14 protein-coding genes are annotated in these 13,470 nt (G+C 64.8%); 5 read left to right on the top strand and 9 right to left on the bottom strand.

Translation table 11 applies throughout. The annotated features are described in order from the left end of the window. Nucleotides 1–203 precede the first annotated feature (203 nt). Nucleotides 204–602: a 4-oxalocrotonate tautomerase gene (locus tag VJS90_RS06075; protein ID WP_324120051.1), complete on the top strand. Its 399-nt coding sequence runs from the start codon at nt 204–206 to the stop codon at nt 600–602. 4 nt (nt 603–606) lie between these two features. Here VJS90_RS06075 and VJS90_RS06070 read toward each other — a convergent pair whose 3' ends face one another. The 5 genes from VJS90_RS06070 to VJS90_RS06050 all read right to left on the bottom strand — a co-directional run bounded on the left by VJS90_RS06070 (nt 607) and on the right by VJS90_RS06050 (nt 7,848). Continuing rightward, on the bottom strand, nt 607–1,644 hold the full coding sequence (locus tag VJS90_RS06070) for an HlyD family secretion protein (protein ID WP_324120049.1): 1,038 nt from the start codon (nt 1,642–1,644) through the stop codon (nt 607–609). After that, on the bottom strand, nt 1,641–3,737 hold the full coding sequence (locus VJS90_RS06065) for a hypothetical protein (protein ID WP_324120047.1): 2,097 nt from the start codon (nt 3,735–3,737) through the stop codon (nt 1,641–1,643). The genes VJS90_RS06070 and VJS90_RS06065 overlap by 4 nt, the downstream gene beginning before the upstream one ends. A gap of 14 nt (nt 3,738–3,751) precedes the next feature. Continuing rightward, on the bottom strand, nt 3,752–5,080 hold the full coding sequence (locus VJS90_RS06060) for a glycosyltransferase (RefSeq protein ID WP_324120045.1): 1,329 nt from the start codon (nt 5,078–5,080) through the stop codon (nt 3,752–3,754). Further along, nucleotides 5,077–6,459: a diguanylate cyclase domain-containing protein gene (locus VJS90_RS06055; RefSeq protein WP_324120043.1), complete on the bottom strand. Its 1,383-nt coding sequence runs from the start codon at nt 6,457–6,459 to the stop codon at nt 5,077–5,079. Before VJS90_RS06055 ends, VJS90_RS06060 begins: the two co-directional genes overlap by 4 nt. A gap of 330 nt (nt 6,460–6,789) precedes the next feature. Continuing rightward, complete coding sequence (locus VJS90_RS06050) at nt 6,790–7,848, bottom strand: cytochrome D1 domain-containing protein (protein ID WP_324120041.1); 1,059 nt, start codon at nt 7,846–7,848, stop codon at nt 6,790–6,792. Nucleotides 7,849–8,059: 211 nt separating this feature from the next. On the opposite strand from VJS90_RS06050, the gene VJS90_RS06045 reads away from it, so the two are divergent. Further along, the gene (locus VJS90_RS06045) at nt 8,060–9,238 is read left to right on the top strand and encodes an acetyl-CoA C-acetyltransferase (RefSeq protein WP_324120039.1); all 1,179 of its coding nucleotides are present in this window, start codon (nt 8,060–8,062) and stop codon (nt 9,236–9,238) included. Between the two features lie 7 nt (nt 9,239–9,245). Here VJS90_RS06045 and VJS90_RS06040 read toward each other — a convergent pair whose 3' ends face one another. Both VJS90_RS06040 and VJS90_RS06035 read right to left on the bottom strand, forming a co-directional pair. Then, nucleotides 9,246–9,617: a hypothetical protein gene (locus tag VJS90_RS06040; protein WP_324120037.1), complete on the bottom strand. Its 372-nt coding sequence runs from the start codon at nt 9,615–9,617 to the stop codon at nt 9,246–9,248. A 100-nt stretch (nt 9,618–9,717) separates the two neighbouring features. Beyond that, complete coding sequence (locus VJS90_RS06035; protein ID WP_324120035.1) at nt 9,718–10,098, bottom strand: hypothetical protein; 381 nt, start codon at nt 10,096–10,098, stop codon at nt 9,718–9,720. A gap of 232 nt (nt 10,099–10,330) precedes the next feature. Here VJS90_RS06035 and VJS90_RS06030 point away from each other — a divergent pair, with 232 nt between their 5' ends. Next, nucleotides 10,331–10,852 carry a hypothetical protein gene (locus VJS90_RS06030; protein ID WP_324120033.1) on the top strand — a complete coding sequence of 174 codons (522 nt, stop codon included), beginning with the start codon at nt 10,331–10,333 and terminating at the stop codon, nt 10,850–10,852. Nucleotides 10,853–10,882: 30 nt separating this feature from the next. Then, nucleotides 10,883–11,179 (top strand): hypothetical protein, encoded by a 297-nt coding sequence (locus VJS90_RS06025; protein WP_324120031.1) that lies wholly within the window; start codon nt 10,883–10,885, stop codon nt 11,177–11,179. 1 nt (nt 11,180) lies between these two features. Here the strand turns inward: VJS90_RS06025 and VJS90_RS06020 are convergent, their stop codons facing one another. Together VJS90_RS06020 and VJS90_RS06015 are read right to left on the bottom strand one after the other, a co-directional pair. Further along, entirely contained in the window at nt 11,181–11,573 is a 393-nt protein-coding gene (locus tag VJS90_RS06020; protein WP_324120029.1) for a low affinity iron permease family protein, read from the bottom strand. 125 nt (nt 11,574–11,698) lie between these two features. Next, the gene (locus VJS90_RS06015) at nt 11,699–12,217 is read right to left on the bottom strand and encodes a ferritin-like domain-containing protein (protein WP_324120027.1); all 519 of its coding nucleotides are present in this window, start codon (nt 12,215–12,217) and stop codon (nt 11,699–11,701) included. A 282-nt stretch (nt 12,218–12,499) separates the two neighbouring features. Between VJS90_RS06015 and VJS90_RS06010 the strand changes: the two genes are divergently transcribed. Then, nucleotides 12,500–13,381 (top strand): manganese catalase family protein, encoded by an 882-nt coding sequence (locus VJS90_RS06010; protein ID WP_324120025.1) that lies wholly within the window; start codon nt 12,500–12,502, stop codon nt 13,379–13,381. Nucleotides 13,382–13,470 lie beyond the last annotated feature (89 nt).

Raw genomic sequence — 13,470 nt, 5'->3', positions numbered from 1 at the left:
TGCGAGAGGTTGCGCACGGGCACTGCCGCCGAGAGACTCCCGGCGTCCACCGCGGCGACAAGGGTTCTGAGCTGCTCGAGGTCGAATCCACGCATGACGATCCATCCGCTATAACGATGGATGAGATCATATCTTCCCGCTTTTCCGATTCATAGGGGGCACCGACAATCGCGTCATCCCTAACCCGCAGAGGAGTCATCGAGATGCCGCATATCGTTCTTCAACTGTCTGGTCCGCGCGACGCCGACCTGAGCCGGCAGGCTGTCGCGACGGTCAACCAACTGACGGAACAGGTGCTGGGCAAGCTGCCCGAGGTCATGGCGACCACGCTCCAGTACATCGCTGACGAGGACTGGTTCATCGGTGGCCAGCCGCTGTCGGAAGTGGGCGGGAGCGCCTTCCACCTGGACATCAGCATCACCGATGAAACCAATACCAAGGCCGAGAAGGCGCGCTTCATCAAGGAGGTTTTTCAGGCCCTGTCCGCATTAAGGCCGGGCCTGCATGAAACCTCCTACGTGCACCTGATCGACGCCCGCGCCGCGGCGTACGGCTATGGTGGGCACACGCAGGAGTGGCGCCATCAACAGGCCGGTGTGTGACCGGTCAGGAGCGTGCGCTGAACAGGTTCCAGTGATGCGGGAAACGCACCCGCACCGGCAGCGAGTCGACCCGCCACTGGTCGGCCAGTGGTTCGTCGAAGCGCGCCAGCACCATCAGGCCGCGGCTCGGGCTGCTGAAGGGCTTGCGCAGGTCGCCCGGCAGGGGATTGGCGCTCTCGGCGGGATTGATCACCGTTGCGCCCATCGAGCTGCCGTCAGGCAGGCGCACGTCCAGGCGCGAGCCGATCGCCGAGTGGGCGACATCCTTGGGGTCCAGGTACACCCATAGCTGCGCGGGGCCCGTGCGTTCAAGGCGTAGCAGCAGGGTGCCGGGCCCCACGTTCTCGCCCGGTGCGGTGACCACCTCGGCCACGCGTCCGCTTTCCGGTGCGGTGCTGTTCATGTGGCTGAGCTGGCCGTCGAGCCAGCGTGCCTCAAGCTGCTGCTGGCGCTGGTAGCGCGCGTCGTCACCGGCGACGGCGCCGCCGGCCACGCTGCGCTCGAAAGCCAGGCGCTCGGACTCGCGGCTGTCCAGGGCGTTTTGCGCCTCCAGCAGCTCACCGCGGGTCGCGGCGCCCTGGGCCACCAGCTTGCCGACATCCCGAACCCGCTGCCCGGCACGCTGCACCAGTTGCTGCAGCACCTGGCGGTTACGCTCGACCACCGCGACCGGCGCCGGGCCGGCAGGCGCCAGATTGCCTTGCAGCAATGCCAGGCGCAGGCGCAGTTGCGGGTTGTCCAGATCGACCAGCGGTGCACCGGGCTGGACATGGTCGCCGACCTGCACGTGCAAGGCCGACACCTGGCCTGGCTGCATCGCGCGCACCTCCAGGGTCGGCAGGCGCACCAACGCAGGCGCTTCGACCCTGACCATGTCCAGGCCATAGCGCGCGGCCAGCCAGAGCGCCGGCAGCAGGATCAGGAACAGGATCAGGTACCAGCGCAGACGGAAGGCCAGGCGCTTGCCGGGTGCGTAGAGCACCTGCATGCCGTTGTCCTGGGTGGGGTTTTGTTCTTTGGGGCTGCGAAAATGTATTTTCATCGGGCTCTCGGGAAATCGGTCCAGGATTGCCAGTCAATGCCGCCCACGCCGGCAGGCAGCAGGGCGTCACGCCAGTCGGTATGCTGCTGGCGCAGTTGCGCGGCATCGGTGCCGTGCCAGCTGAGGTCGCTGGGCTGGTCGCGCTCGATGCTCTGCGCAAGGCGCAGGTGCAGGCCGGGCCACTGTCTGGCGATCGCCAGGGCCTTGTCGCTGCTGCGCTGAGGGTTGCGGGTGTAGATCATCAGGCTGATGTCGCTCACGCCGATCTTTTCAAGCTCGCACGGCACGCACGGGTCGCGCCGGGCTTCTTCGGCGAACCAGCGCGGGTGGCTCGACAACTGCACAGGCCACGGGCTGGCGGCCTTGGCCTGGCGCACGGTCTCGAGCCAGTCGCGCAGGCGCAGGTCGGGCACCGGCCAGCCGAGCTGCTCCACTTCCAGGTCCAGGTGCAGACCATCGAAGGGCAGCGCGCGCAGTTGCTGGATCGTCGCGATCAGCCCATGGCGCTGGCTGGGCTTGATCCAGCTGGGGTCACCCAGCAGCAGGTTGACTTGAAGTCCCTGACGGTGAGCCTCCTGAAGCAACCCGAGCAGGGCCGGGATGGTCTGGGTATCGGCCAGTTGCACGCCAGTCAGGCCCAGGTGGATCCGGTTCATGCCAGCCTGACGCAGCGCGGCCAGCTCAGCGGGTTGCTGGCGCTGATCGAGCAATGCGGTGCTATCCCAGAGGTACACGCCCTGGCTCCAGGCCTGCTGATTCGCCTCGCTGCCACGGCTCCCCTGGCTGGCTGAGTTCTGCCAGCTCAGGCGGGCGCTGCCCAGCAGGGCGTCGAAGGCCGGGCTGTCATCCCCGAACAGGCGCAAGACGGCGTCCTGCAACCAGGCCCCGTGCCATGCGGAGATTTGCCCGAAACCTGCGTTGTAGCCGTCAACCTCGGCCTGCAACAGGCGCAGGCTGGCCTCGCCGGCATCGAGTTCGCCCCGCTGGCGCCGCTCGCTGAGCAACTGCTGCAGGGCGTCGCGGCGCTCGCTCAGGCGCTGGTATTCATTGATGCCCCGGCGCTGCTGCTCGATCACCTTGCCCAGCTCGCGCAGCACGTCACCTTGCTCCTGCTCGCGGGCGCGCACGGCCGCCTGGTAGCGCGCCTCGCCTTCGCGGTTGCGCGCCGAGCCGTAGTCGAGCAGGTCCACTGGCGCCGAGAGGGTGATGCCCACGCTCAGACCATGGCCGTCGTCCGGCGCGCCACTGCGCTGCTCCAGGGTCTGGGCGACGTTGAAGTAGGACTCGATGGCGCTGTACCACGGTTGCTGGCGACGGCTTTCGGCCGCGGCCAGCTGCGCGTCGCGGCCAGCGATGCGCGGGTTGCTGTCCAGTTGCGTGCGCCAGGCATCGAGCGGTTGTGGATGGCTGGCCAGCGGTGTGGCCTGCGGTGTGTCATCGGCGCCCACGCGAACACCGAGGCTTTGCAGGCTGGCGCGGACGTCGGTCAGCACGTCGTCCTGCAACGCGCAACGCCGCACCACGGTCTGCCATTCGTTGCGCATCAGTTGCGCGTCAGAAGGCAGAATCCACTTGGCGTCCAGGCGCTCCTGGACCTGCGTGTCGGCACGCTGGGCGGCTTGCGCCGCGCCCTGGCATACATGCTGTTCCTCGACCGCCCGCCACCAGTCGGCGTAGGCGCTGCGCACGGCCAGGCGTTGCTGGGCACGGCGGAAGTCCTGCTCGATGGTGGCCAGGCGCACGTCCCGGTCGCTGTCGCTGACCGCGTCCAGGCGCCTGCGCAGGCTGCCCAGCAAGGGATAGCGCAGGCCGACCGCGAAGCTGCGTCCGTAGTAGTCGTTACGCAGGTCTTCGGTCACCAGTTCGTGGTAGCGGCCGACATTGGCGTTGCCGAACATCTCCCAGTTGGCTTCCGATTTGCGTTGATCGCGCGCCGCGTAGCGCGCTTGCAGCTCGGCATTGGCGGCGTGCACGGCGTGGCCATCGCCCGCCTGGTGCAACGCCTGCTCCAGCGTCAGCGGTGTGGCGCACGCCAGCCAGGGCGTGCAGCACAGCGCGGGCAGCAGGGTCCGTAATAGTTGTTTCGCAGTCATGCAGTCAGGCAGCCTTAGAACCGATTGGCTCGTTTCAGAACCCACCAGGGCGCCATGCTCGACTCTTCATGGCCGCGGCGCAGGGTTTCATTGAGGGTGGCGACGACGCTCCAGCAGCGCAGGGCGTACATCGCAAAGGGATAGAACGGCAGGATCCAGGCCAGGCGCAGGTCCTGGCGCGGGCGCTCGCTAACCATCAGCATCAGTCCCAGGTAGAGCAGGGTGCTCAGCGCCAGGTACAGGGCGTAGATCAGCAGCGAATAGAACACGAACGCCGTGAACGGCAGCACGATGACCGCCACCAGGCTGTAGCCGACAATGATGAAGGGCAGCACCAGCTGGAAGAACAGCCCGCCCACCAGCAGCATCAGGAAGTTTGGCCACCCGACCAGGCGCGGGTTGAACGTGTGCCGGTGCTTGCGCAGGTAGACGAAGAACAGGTCACCGTCCCAGCGCAGGCGCTGGTCGAGGAACCCGCGCAGGGTCGAGGGCGCATCGGTGTGGCCGATGGCGCGGGGCTCGAACGGGATGCGCAGGCCGTACCGCCGGAAGTAGCTCTTGATCCGCAGGGTCAGGTCGAGGTCTTCGGCGGTGTGGGTGTCCCAGCCGCCGATCTGTTCCAGGAAGCTGCGGCGGAACGCCCCGAAGGCTCCCGACACGTTGTTCACCAGGTTCCACTCGGCCAGGCCGATCTTGCTCATGTGGATCGACAGCAGGTACTCCAGCGCCTGAATCCGCGCCACCCACGACTGGCGTGCGTTGCGCACCCGCAGGCTGCCGGCCACCGCCGGCACCTTGGGGTCGCGGAAGTGGCGCACCATGCGCACCACCATGTCGTTGTCGAACGAGGTATCGCCATCGACGTTGATCAGGATCTCGCCGGTGCTGAACGAAAGGCCGGTGTTCAGCGACGACACCCGTCCGCCGCGCTGCCACTTGGCGATCGGCCGCAGCAGCCGGTTGGCCGGCAGCTGCTGACGCGCCTTGAAGCGGCGCACCACCTCGGTGGTTTCGTGGTTGACGCTGGCGCCATCGACGACCGGGATGATTTCGATCACCCCGGGGTAGGTCTGCTCGGCCAGGCTGCGCAGGGTCAGCTCGACGTCCTTGCCCTCGCTGTAGCAGGTGATGATGATCGACACCCGTGGGCGCCAAGGACTGTGCACGGGGACCGTGCTGCGTTTGCGCACGAACCAGCGCAGCGTGCCCAGCAGCACCAGCAGGTTCAGCGGCACCTCCAGCAGCAGGAAGTACGGGAACACCATCATGAACAGTTGCCAGTGCCCGTTCGGGCCGGCGATCTCCGCGAGCCATGCCTGCCAGTGATCGAGCAGGGCGTTCATCCAAGCTCCCCCGCCAGGCGTGCCATCAGCAGTTCGGCGCTTTCCTTCTCCAGCAGTTCGGCCGGCGCCACGCAGCCTGCGGTGTGCAGGCGTATATCCTGCAGGTCCTGGCCGACGAAGAGCTCGCCGATCTGGTTGAGGCGCTCGGTGACCCGCGCCATCCCCGCCTGGTCGGTGTACATCAGCAGCACCCAGAGCTGGTCTTCGCTGGTGCGCGTGCAGCGGTCGGTATCGCGAATCGCCACCTGGATGCGCTCGATCAACGCGTCCAGCAGCGCATGCCCGCGCTGCGGCCCCAGGCGCGCCAGGGTCACGCCGAGGTTGGCGAAGCGCATGCCGAGCAGCGCGAAGCTTGGCGCCTGGTGCCGCTCGATCAGTTCCAGCTGCCAGTCGAGCAGGGTCTTGAAGGTGTTGGCGCCAACCATCGCCAGCCCGCCGAAGTAATGATCGGTGTTGCGCTCCAGGCCCTGGCGTGCGGTCAGCAATCCGGTCTCGGACAGCTGGTAGTCGCGCATCTCGCGCACCTGCAGCTCATCGGGCTGGTGGCGCTCGCCGCAGTCCAGGCAACGCGCTTCGACGTCAGCGTCGACGAAGAACGCCTGGCAGTCGTTGCAGTTGTAGTTCTCCAGCGGGCGGTCGTAGTCGGTGCCGATGTGGCGCAGGCGCGTCACGCAGTTGGGGCAGACCAGGACGCCATCCTTGAGAAACTCTGTCTGGCGGCCGATGTGGCCGCAGGTGAAACAGTGCAGCGAGGCCTGGCGCTGGATGTCCAGCGAGGTGCACTCCACGCAGACATCGACATAGTTCAGATGACCGCTGCCACACCGCCGGCACAGGCGGATGCGGTCGACCAGGGCGGTGCTGTCGAGCAGGTTGCGCTGCACCAGGTTGCGCACCAGGGCCTGGCCGTTGACGGTGTCGCCACCCAGGCAGTCCACCAGCGGATAGCTGTAGAGCTGCGCGCTGTCCACCGCGCGCAGCACGTTCAATTTCCCGGGTGTGCGCAGCCAGAGGTAGGCGAGCACCTGTGCCTCGATGCCTTCTGGCGGGCGGCCGTTGTTGAACACCGCCATGCGCTCGCGCCAGGTCTGGCAGTGCGTTTGCAATTGGGCAGAGGTGCTCGGTGCCGGGCCATCGGACAGGGCCGAGACCACTGCGTCGTCGCTGGTCTCGCAGAACAGCGGCGCGAGTCGGTAGCTGGGCGTGGCGCGCAGCTCACGCAGCATCCGGCGGTTGTCCTCGAGCGAGGCGCGCAGGACCACGGCATCGAAAGGCGTGGTGTGGAGCAGGGCAGCGAGGTCGGAGAAGTGGGTTGCTTGCGGATAGAGCGACGCTGGGCCGGGGCCGATTTCAGCGACGCGAAGGGGAGCGTCGGTCATGGGGTTTCCGTATCAAAGTTCGGAAGCTCGGACCGAGGGGGTATGAGGAAAGTTCTACAAAAGCATTACAACTTAGTGATGATGTACAACTATCGCGACTGATTGCGTCGCGCTTGCCATTTGTCAGGAGCGGTGGCCATTCTGGCCAGAACCCAGTGCCCTGTGCCCTGTGCTGTCAGCACTGCCCCTTTCGCTGGCAAGCCAGCTCCCACAGGTACCGCGCCGCCCACAGGAGCAGCGCTGTGCCCATGGGAGCAACTGTCTTCTACCGAGGTAATCACAGCCCCGGCCCGGCATAGCCGGGCCCTGTGGGAGCAACTGTACCAGTCCCTAACTCGGATCCTTCGCGCCGTCCTTCACGATCGCCAGCGCATCCGGTTCAGGCCCGGCCTGCCAACGGTCCTTGACCGTCCAGTTGGCGGTATCGATCACGGCGATCTCATCACCGCCGCTGATCGCGACAAAGGCCCGCTTGCCATCGGGCGAAACCACCGCGCCAATCGGCAGCGCTTCGGCGCCCAGCAGCGTGCGGCGGTACTGGGCGCCTTCGCGGGCGAGGCTGATGCGCTTGATCTCACGCTTGCCTGCCACGTCGATGACCGCAAGCTCGGCCGACTTGGCACAACTGACCAGTGCATACTTGCCATCCGGGGTCATGACGATGCGGATCGGAAACTGGCCGGTCTTGATGCGGTCGGTCACCTCCAGCCGCTTGGCATCGACGATAGCCACTTCGTTGTCTTCACGGTTGCTCACCCAGACCTGGGTGCCAGCCTTGTTGACGGCGATGCCTTCGGTGCTGTTACCGGTGGGGATGGAGGCAATCTTGCGGTTCCGCACCAGGTCCACCACCGAGAGGCTGCCGCCGTCGACATGCGTGACGTAGGCGCGATCGGCGGTGGGCGACAGGGCAACCATGTGCGGCTTGCCGCCACCCACCTCGATACGCTCGAGCACCTTGCCCTGAACCAGGTCGACCACCAGCAGGCGTTCGCTGTCCTCGGTGGTGACCACGATGCGCTGGTCATCCGGCAGGAAGCGAATGCCATGCGGGCGCGAGTCCTTGCCAAGGTCGATGGTGCGCACCACCTGGCGCGTTGGCCAGTCGATCACGCTCAGGCTGTTGTTGGCCTGGCCTTGCGCGCCATAGTTGCCCACCACCGCCAGCGTGCCGTTGCCCGACACAATGACTTCATGGGGACCCGTGCCGACCGGCAGCTTGAGCAGCTCCTTGCCACTGGACAAGGCAAGGGCGGAGACACTGGCGCCCGCCTTGTTGCCCACCAGCAGCACGTCATCGGCATGGGCGAGGGGCATGCAGGCGAGCAGGGCGGCCGCCAGGCTCAGGCGTTTGCCCTGGGCGAACAGCGTGTCGAGGGAATGGCGCATGGGGGTTCTCCTTGAGGGTTAAGTTCCTTGATGCAGGCTCCACGCTGTGACCCGCTCGTTTGCCGACGAGTTCGATCGCAGACACCTTGCGACGATGCTGCACCGTGGATTTATTTGGAATACTGATCAATCGCAAAGAAAAACAAACTTCTCAAAACAGTGGTTTGGGCCGATGCTGGCCGGTACAAAAATCACCTAGGGAGAACACCGCATGAATGATGTCGTTGTCGTCGCCGCCACACGCACCGCCATTGGCAGCTTCCAGGGAGCGCTAGCCAACGTCCCGGCCATTGACCTGGGCGCGGCGGTGATCAAGCGCCTGCTTGAGCAGACCGGGATAGCGCCTGGCGAGGTCGACGAGGTGATTCTGGGCCAGGTGCTGACCGCAGGCGCCGGCCAGAACCCTGCCCGCCAGGCAGCGGTCAAGGCTGGCCTGCCTTACTCGGTACCCGCTCTGACCGTCAGCAAAGTGTGCGGCTCGGGCCTCAAGGCCGTGCACCTGGGTGCCCAGGCGATCCGCTGCGGCGATGCCGAGGTGGTCATCGCCGGCGGACAGGAAAACATGAGTCTCGCGCCGTACGTCATGCCCGCGGCGCGCACCGGCTTGCGCATGGGCCATGGGCAGCTGGTGGACAGCATGATCAGCGACGGCCTGTGGGATGCGTTCAACGACTATCACATGGGCGTCACCGCCGAAAACCTGGTGGCGCGATACGGTATCAGCCGACAGGCACAGGATGCTTATGCGGCCGAGTCCCAGCGCCGGGCCCAGGCGGCGATCGAGTCCGGACGCTTCAAGGACGAGATCACGCCGATCAGCATCGCGCAAAGAAAGGGTGAGCCACGGATCTTCGATACCGATGAGCAGCCACGGGCCGACACCAGCGCCGAAGCATTGGGCAAGCTGCGAGCGGCCTTCAGGCCGGATGGCAGCGTGACCGCGGGTAATGCCTCGACCCTCAACGACGGTGCCGCCGCGGTGCTGCTGATGAGCGCCGACAAGGCTCAGGCGCTGGGCCTGCCAGTGCTTGGCCGGATCAAGGCGTATGCCAGCGCTGGCGTGGATCCGGCAGTGATGGGCATCGGCCCGGTCGCCGCGACGCGCCGTTGCCTTGAAAAGGCCGGTTGGCAATTCGCGGACCTGGAGCTGGTCGAGGCAAACGAGGCTTTCGCGGCCCAGGCGTTGGCCGTGGGCGAGGAACTGGGCTGGGACCGTGAACGGGTGAACGTCAACGGCGGCGCCATCGCGCTGGGCCATCCGATCGGCGCATCAGGCTGCCGGGTACTGGTCACCTTGTTGCACGAGATGAACAAGCGCGATGCGCGCAAGGGCCTGGCGACCTTGTGCATCGGCGGTGGCCAGGGCGTGGCGCTGGCCATCGAGCGCTGATCGGGGGCTAGCCGCCGCCTGCGCCGCCGTTCATGTCGCTGGGGCCATTGCTGCCGGTCTCGCCGGAGGTGCCGGTGCCATTCATGGCCTTGCCCGGCGAGCGGTCGGTGCCGTCGCCGCCGGTGGCGCTCGTGTCGTTGCCGCCTTTGCCGCCGCGGCTTTCACCACCACCCTTGCCCTGATTGGCGCGGGTGTCGGTGCCACTGCCGTCACCGGCGTTGGCGCCTTCGGCAGGCCCATTGGCGTTGCCGGGCACTTGGTTGGATTCAGGCGTATTGCTATGACCGCTGCCCGTCATGTCGGTATCGGCAAAGGCCAGCGGGGCGCCAAGGCCCAGGCAGAGTGCCAAGGCCAGAGGGAATGGGGTCGTGCGCTTCATGATGCGTCTCCTGCGGGTGATTGCCCAGCGTTCCACCCGTCCTGCTCCCAGAGGCGTAGCCTGGGCTGGCCCCTGGGAGTGGATAGGTCTTCACGGCCGATCAGCTACCGCCGCCGCCACCCGCGCCGCCACCACCGCCTGCGCCACCGCCGGAACCACTGCCAGAGCCATTGCCGCCGCTGCCGCCCGAACCATCGATACCGCCGCTGCCGCCAGTGCCAGCGCCAGTTCCGGCACCTGTGCCCGTGCCTGCACCCGTGCCGTTACCGCCCGCCGCAGGGCCGGTGCCAGGTCCGCTGCCGGTGCCAGTCCCGCTTGTCCCTGGATTGTCACCGTTCATGGTGCCGGTGTCGGTGCTGCTGCCGTTGTGGGTCTCATTGCTGTGGCCAGGCGCGGTCGGATCCGTGGCAGCGAAAGTGAAGGGGGCTGCCGCACCCAGGCACAACGCAAAGGCCACGTGTAGGGGTCTGATCTTTTTCATGGTGAATCTCCTTGGTGAGGTGAGTCATGCATTGGGCTGCGCGGGCTGGTCCAAGGTGCCATCAGTGCGACAGGCGGTCGTCACGCTGCTCTCCATCAGCCTTGGTTGGCACGTAACCCGCTAGACAGACCGGACGGAACCCCTGTTGGGCCTGTCCGTCAAAAAACACGTCATTCCCATTCACAGATCAGGCGAGGGTGCCATGAAGATAGGGTGTCTAGGGTGGGGTTCGTTGTTGTGGAAACCAGAACCGCTTCGACTGTCGGGGCCGTGGCGGGAGGATGGACCTGAACTGCCGATCGAGTTCTGCAGGGTCGGCGACGGCGGCGAACTGGCCACCGCCATCTGCGTGAACGCGCCATTGGTGCAGGTGTTCTGGGCACCGCTGGAAGGGGATGACCTGGCGCTGGCCTGCCAGAGGCTCAAGGAGCGCGAAGGCATCCCCGATCACCGCAGCGATGGCGTCGGTTCGCTGGTCGTCAGTCCTGACGCCACCGGACCGCTGTGCCAGTGGGCCCTGGCCAAAGGGCTGGATGCGCTGGTCTGGACCGCCTTGCCACCGCGTTTCGAGCAGCTTGAAAGCCGCGTCCCCTGCGAGCGGGACGTGCTGGACTACCTGGCAAGCCTGCAGGGCGAAACACGGGCGCACGCCAAGCGCTATATCGAGCAGGTGCCCCGCCAAATCCAGACCCCATACCGCGCAGCGATCGCCCGCACGCTGGACTGGGAGCGCGGGGCGCGAGGCAGCGGTTGATTTCGCAAAAAACAGTTTCAGGAGTAATGCATGCCACTTGAGTTAAATGATCATCAGCGCAAGGCCATGACGACCTTGCGCAAACAGCACCCTCATATCGGCAAGTGGCTCGCGCAATTGTCGCGCGAAGTCTCGGGCGACATGCTGGAGGATGCCGACATGGTCACCGAAGTATTGTTGATGAAGTCCGCCGCATTCGATGAATACGGCGCGCCGGCTGCAGACGCATTGATCGCCGACCTGCTCCAGCTCGACCGTATCGGCGCGCTGGAGCACGGCCGCGCGCAGCAGTTCACCATGGACCTGGAAGCACTGCTGCAACAGTAGTTTAGCGAGACTCGCCGTCGGGAACTTTGTGGGTGGGGTCTTCATTGTCGGCATTGCCAAGCTTGCGATAGGCCTTGCGCATTTCCCGTAGTTGCTTGCTTTCCAAGTCCTCCAGCGACAGCACCGAGTTCTGCGCGGACTTGGAGGCACGGATGAGCTCGTCAAGCTTGAGGTGAAGGATGTCGTTGTCTCGATTCTGGGTGTTCTGGATCAGGAAGACCATGAGGAACGTTACGATGGTCGTCGAGGTATTGATGATCAGCTGCCATGTGTCGTTGTAATGAAAATACGGTCCCGTGGCGGCCCACAGAACGATCAGGCCCAAGGCGACCTGGAAGGTGCGGGGGTGTCCGGCTTTATCGGAAAGCGTCTGGCAAAACTTGGCGAATCTCATTGCATTCAGTCCTTTGCGGTTTACCTTCACGGTAGACCCCGCGGCTGCCCTGAAATTCTTTCTTACAAATAAATCCGGGAGGCGGGAAGCCGGAACCGCGCGTCGGCACGGTCCCGTCCTCGGCATCATCGTTTCGCTTCAAGGTCCGGCGCCTCGGCCCTGGCCAGGAACGCACGGGTGATTTCGGGCAAGTGATCCTTGAGCCATTCAGCCATGGCGATTTCTTCTTTCAGGGTCGCGCTGCAGGCCTTTGCGGTCAACTCGTCGCCGGCGTAGTTTGCGGCCTCGACCAGCACCGTATAGGCAGCAATTTCTACGTTTTCAAACACATAGCCCGACATGGCGCCCTTTACGACCTCATCGCTCATGGTCATGCCGCCCACCGCCTGCCCGAAGGCCATCAGCTTGCCAGCGATGTCCTTGAGCGTAGACGGGCTGCCGCCGAGGCGTTCGATACATTCCTGCAGCCGACGTTGCTGGCCTTCGGTCTCGACGATGTGCTTGTCGATTCGCGCCTTGAGCTTGGGGTAATGCTCAAGCCGTTCGGACTGTGCCTTGAGCATCCGCTCAGCCTGCTGCTCCATGGCATGGGCGTCGCGAAGCCAGTCGAGCAAGTTATCAACGGGTTCAATGGCCTTGGTCATGACAGTGCTCCTTCAAGGATCGCTGGTAGTTGAAGTTCTACAGAGGACCGGTCACCTGCAAATGTTCATCGTCACTCGACGAATGGACTGTCGCGCTAATAGTTTGCGCACGCAGGCCTCTAGGCGAGTGGCTTGAACTTTCGAAGACTATCCGTTCGTCAACTTCCAAGTTGTTCGGGCCGCACTTCGACCTGACCGCGTGTCTCCCAGCTAATGACGGCATTGCTGACGTTCGCAGTGGAACAAAGTGATGACATCGTTCATAAAGCCTGAGGAAAGATTATGTTCATTCATAACAAGCGTCTGCAATATACCGTGCGCGTCGCTCAGCCTAATCCAGGCCTTGCGAATCTTCTGCTTGAACAATTTGGGGGCGCGCAAGGCGAGCTCGCCGCCGCCAGCCGTTATTTCACCCAAGCCTTGGCCGAGGATGATCCCGGCCGCCACGATCTGCTGATGGACATCGCGACTGAGGAACTCAGTCATCTCGAAGTCGTCGGCTCAATCATCGTCATGCTCAACAAGGGTGCCAAAGGCCGTCTGGCAGAAGGAGTTGAAGAAGAGGGCGAGCTCTATCGCTCGATCAATGGCGCCGGTAACGACTCGCACATCACCAGCATTCTCTATGGTGCGGGTGCTCCGCTGACCAACTCTGCCGGTGTGCCGTGGAGCGCTGCGTATGTGGACACTATCGGCGAGCCGACCGCCGATTTCCGCTCGAATATTGCCGCCGAGGCGCGTGCCAAGATCGTCTACGAGCGGCTGATGAACGTCACCGATGATCCCGGCGTCAAGGAGGCCCTAGGGTTCCTGATGACCCGCGAGATCGCCCACCAACTGTCGTTCGAAAAAGCCCTCCACGCCATCCAGCCCAACTTCCCGCAAGGTAAGCTGCCAGGCATGCCCGAATTCACCAACAAGTACTTCAACATGTCCGGCGCACCGAACGTGCGTGGCCCATGGAATGAAGGACCGGAGTGGGAGTACGTGGAAGATCCGCAACCCGCCGTGGACGGCGGCGACGGCACGGCCAGCGTCCAGCTTTCGCCCGCGGAGCTTGAAGTCGTCGAGCAGATGAAACTGCGCACCATGTCCGACCCTGCCAGCAACCCGATCACTGGTGCCGATCTCGGCTCGGGGTTGGTGCTGGGCAAGGACGAGTAAGGGGGGTGACCATGAACGGCCTTGAAAAGAAGTTGAAAAAACGCGCTGCCGCGCAGTTTGATCGACCTATGCAATTAGCGCTGGCGGAG

Origin of the sequence: Pseudomonas sp. (genome assembly GCF_035277045.1) — a bacterium.
Lineage (GTDB): Bacteria > Pseudomonadota > Gammaproteobacteria > Pseudomonadales > Pseudomonadaceae > Aquipseudomonas.
This window is presented reverse-complemented; position numbering and strand designations above follow the sequence as displayed.

What these genes read in the sequence shown, in the direction of transcription:
- VJS90_RS06035 (WP_324120035.1), bottom strand. Translation starts at nt 10,098, where the DNA reads ATGAAAAAGATCAGACCCCTACACGTGGCCTTTGCGTTGTGCCTGGGT.
- VJS90_RS06065 (WP_324120047.1), bottom strand. Translation starts at nt 3,737, where the DNA reads ATGACTGCGAAACAACTATTACGGACCCTGCTGCCCGCGCTGTGCTGC.
- VJS90_RS06015 (WP_324120027.1), bottom strand. Translation starts at nt 12,217, where the DNA reads ATGACCAAGGCCATTGAACCCGTTGATAACTTGCTCGACTGGCTTCGC.
- VJS90_RS06040 (WP_324120037.1), bottom strand. Translation starts at nt 9,617, where the DNA reads ATGAAGCGCACGACCCCATTCCCTCTGGCCTTGGCACTCTGCCTGGGC.
- VJS90_RS06045 (WP_324120039.1), top strand. Translation starts at nt 8,060, where the DNA reads ATGAATGATGTCGTTGTCGTCGCCGCCACACGCACCGCCATTGGCAGC.
- VJS90_RS06060 (WP_324120045.1), bottom strand. Translation starts at nt 5,080, where the DNA reads ATGAACGCCCTGCTCGATCACTGGCAGGCATGGCTCGCGGAGATCGCC.
- VJS90_RS06070 (WP_324120049.1), bottom strand. Translation starts at nt 1,644, where the DNA reads ATGAAAATACATTTTCGCAGCCCCAAAGAACAAAACCCCACCCAGGAC.
- VJS90_RS06055 (WP_324120043.1), bottom strand. Translation starts at nt 6,459, where the DNA reads ATGACCGACGCTCCCCTTCGCGTCGCTGAAATCGGCCCCGGCCCAGCG.
- VJS90_RS06075 (WP_324120051.1), top strand. Translation starts at nt 204, where the DNA reads ATGCCGCATATCGTTCTTCAACTGTCTGGTCCGCGCGACGCCGACCTG.
- VJS90_RS06025 (WP_324120031.1), top strand. Translation starts at nt 10,883, where the DNA reads ATGCCACTTGAGTTAAATGATCATCAGCGCAAGGCCATGACGACCTTG.
- VJS90_RS06020 (WP_324120029.1), bottom strand. Translation starts at nt 11,573, where the DNA reads ATGAGATTCGCCAAGTTTTGCCAGACGCTTTCCGATAAAGCCGGACAC.
- VJS90_RS06010 (WP_324120025.1), top strand. Translation starts at nt 12,500, where the DNA reads ATGTTCATTCATAACAAGCGTCTGCAATATACCGTGCGCGTCGCTCAG.
- VJS90_RS06050 (WP_324120041.1), bottom strand. Translation starts at nt 7,848, where the DNA reads ATGCGCCATTCCCTCGACACGCTGTTCGCCCAGGGCAAACGCCTGAGC.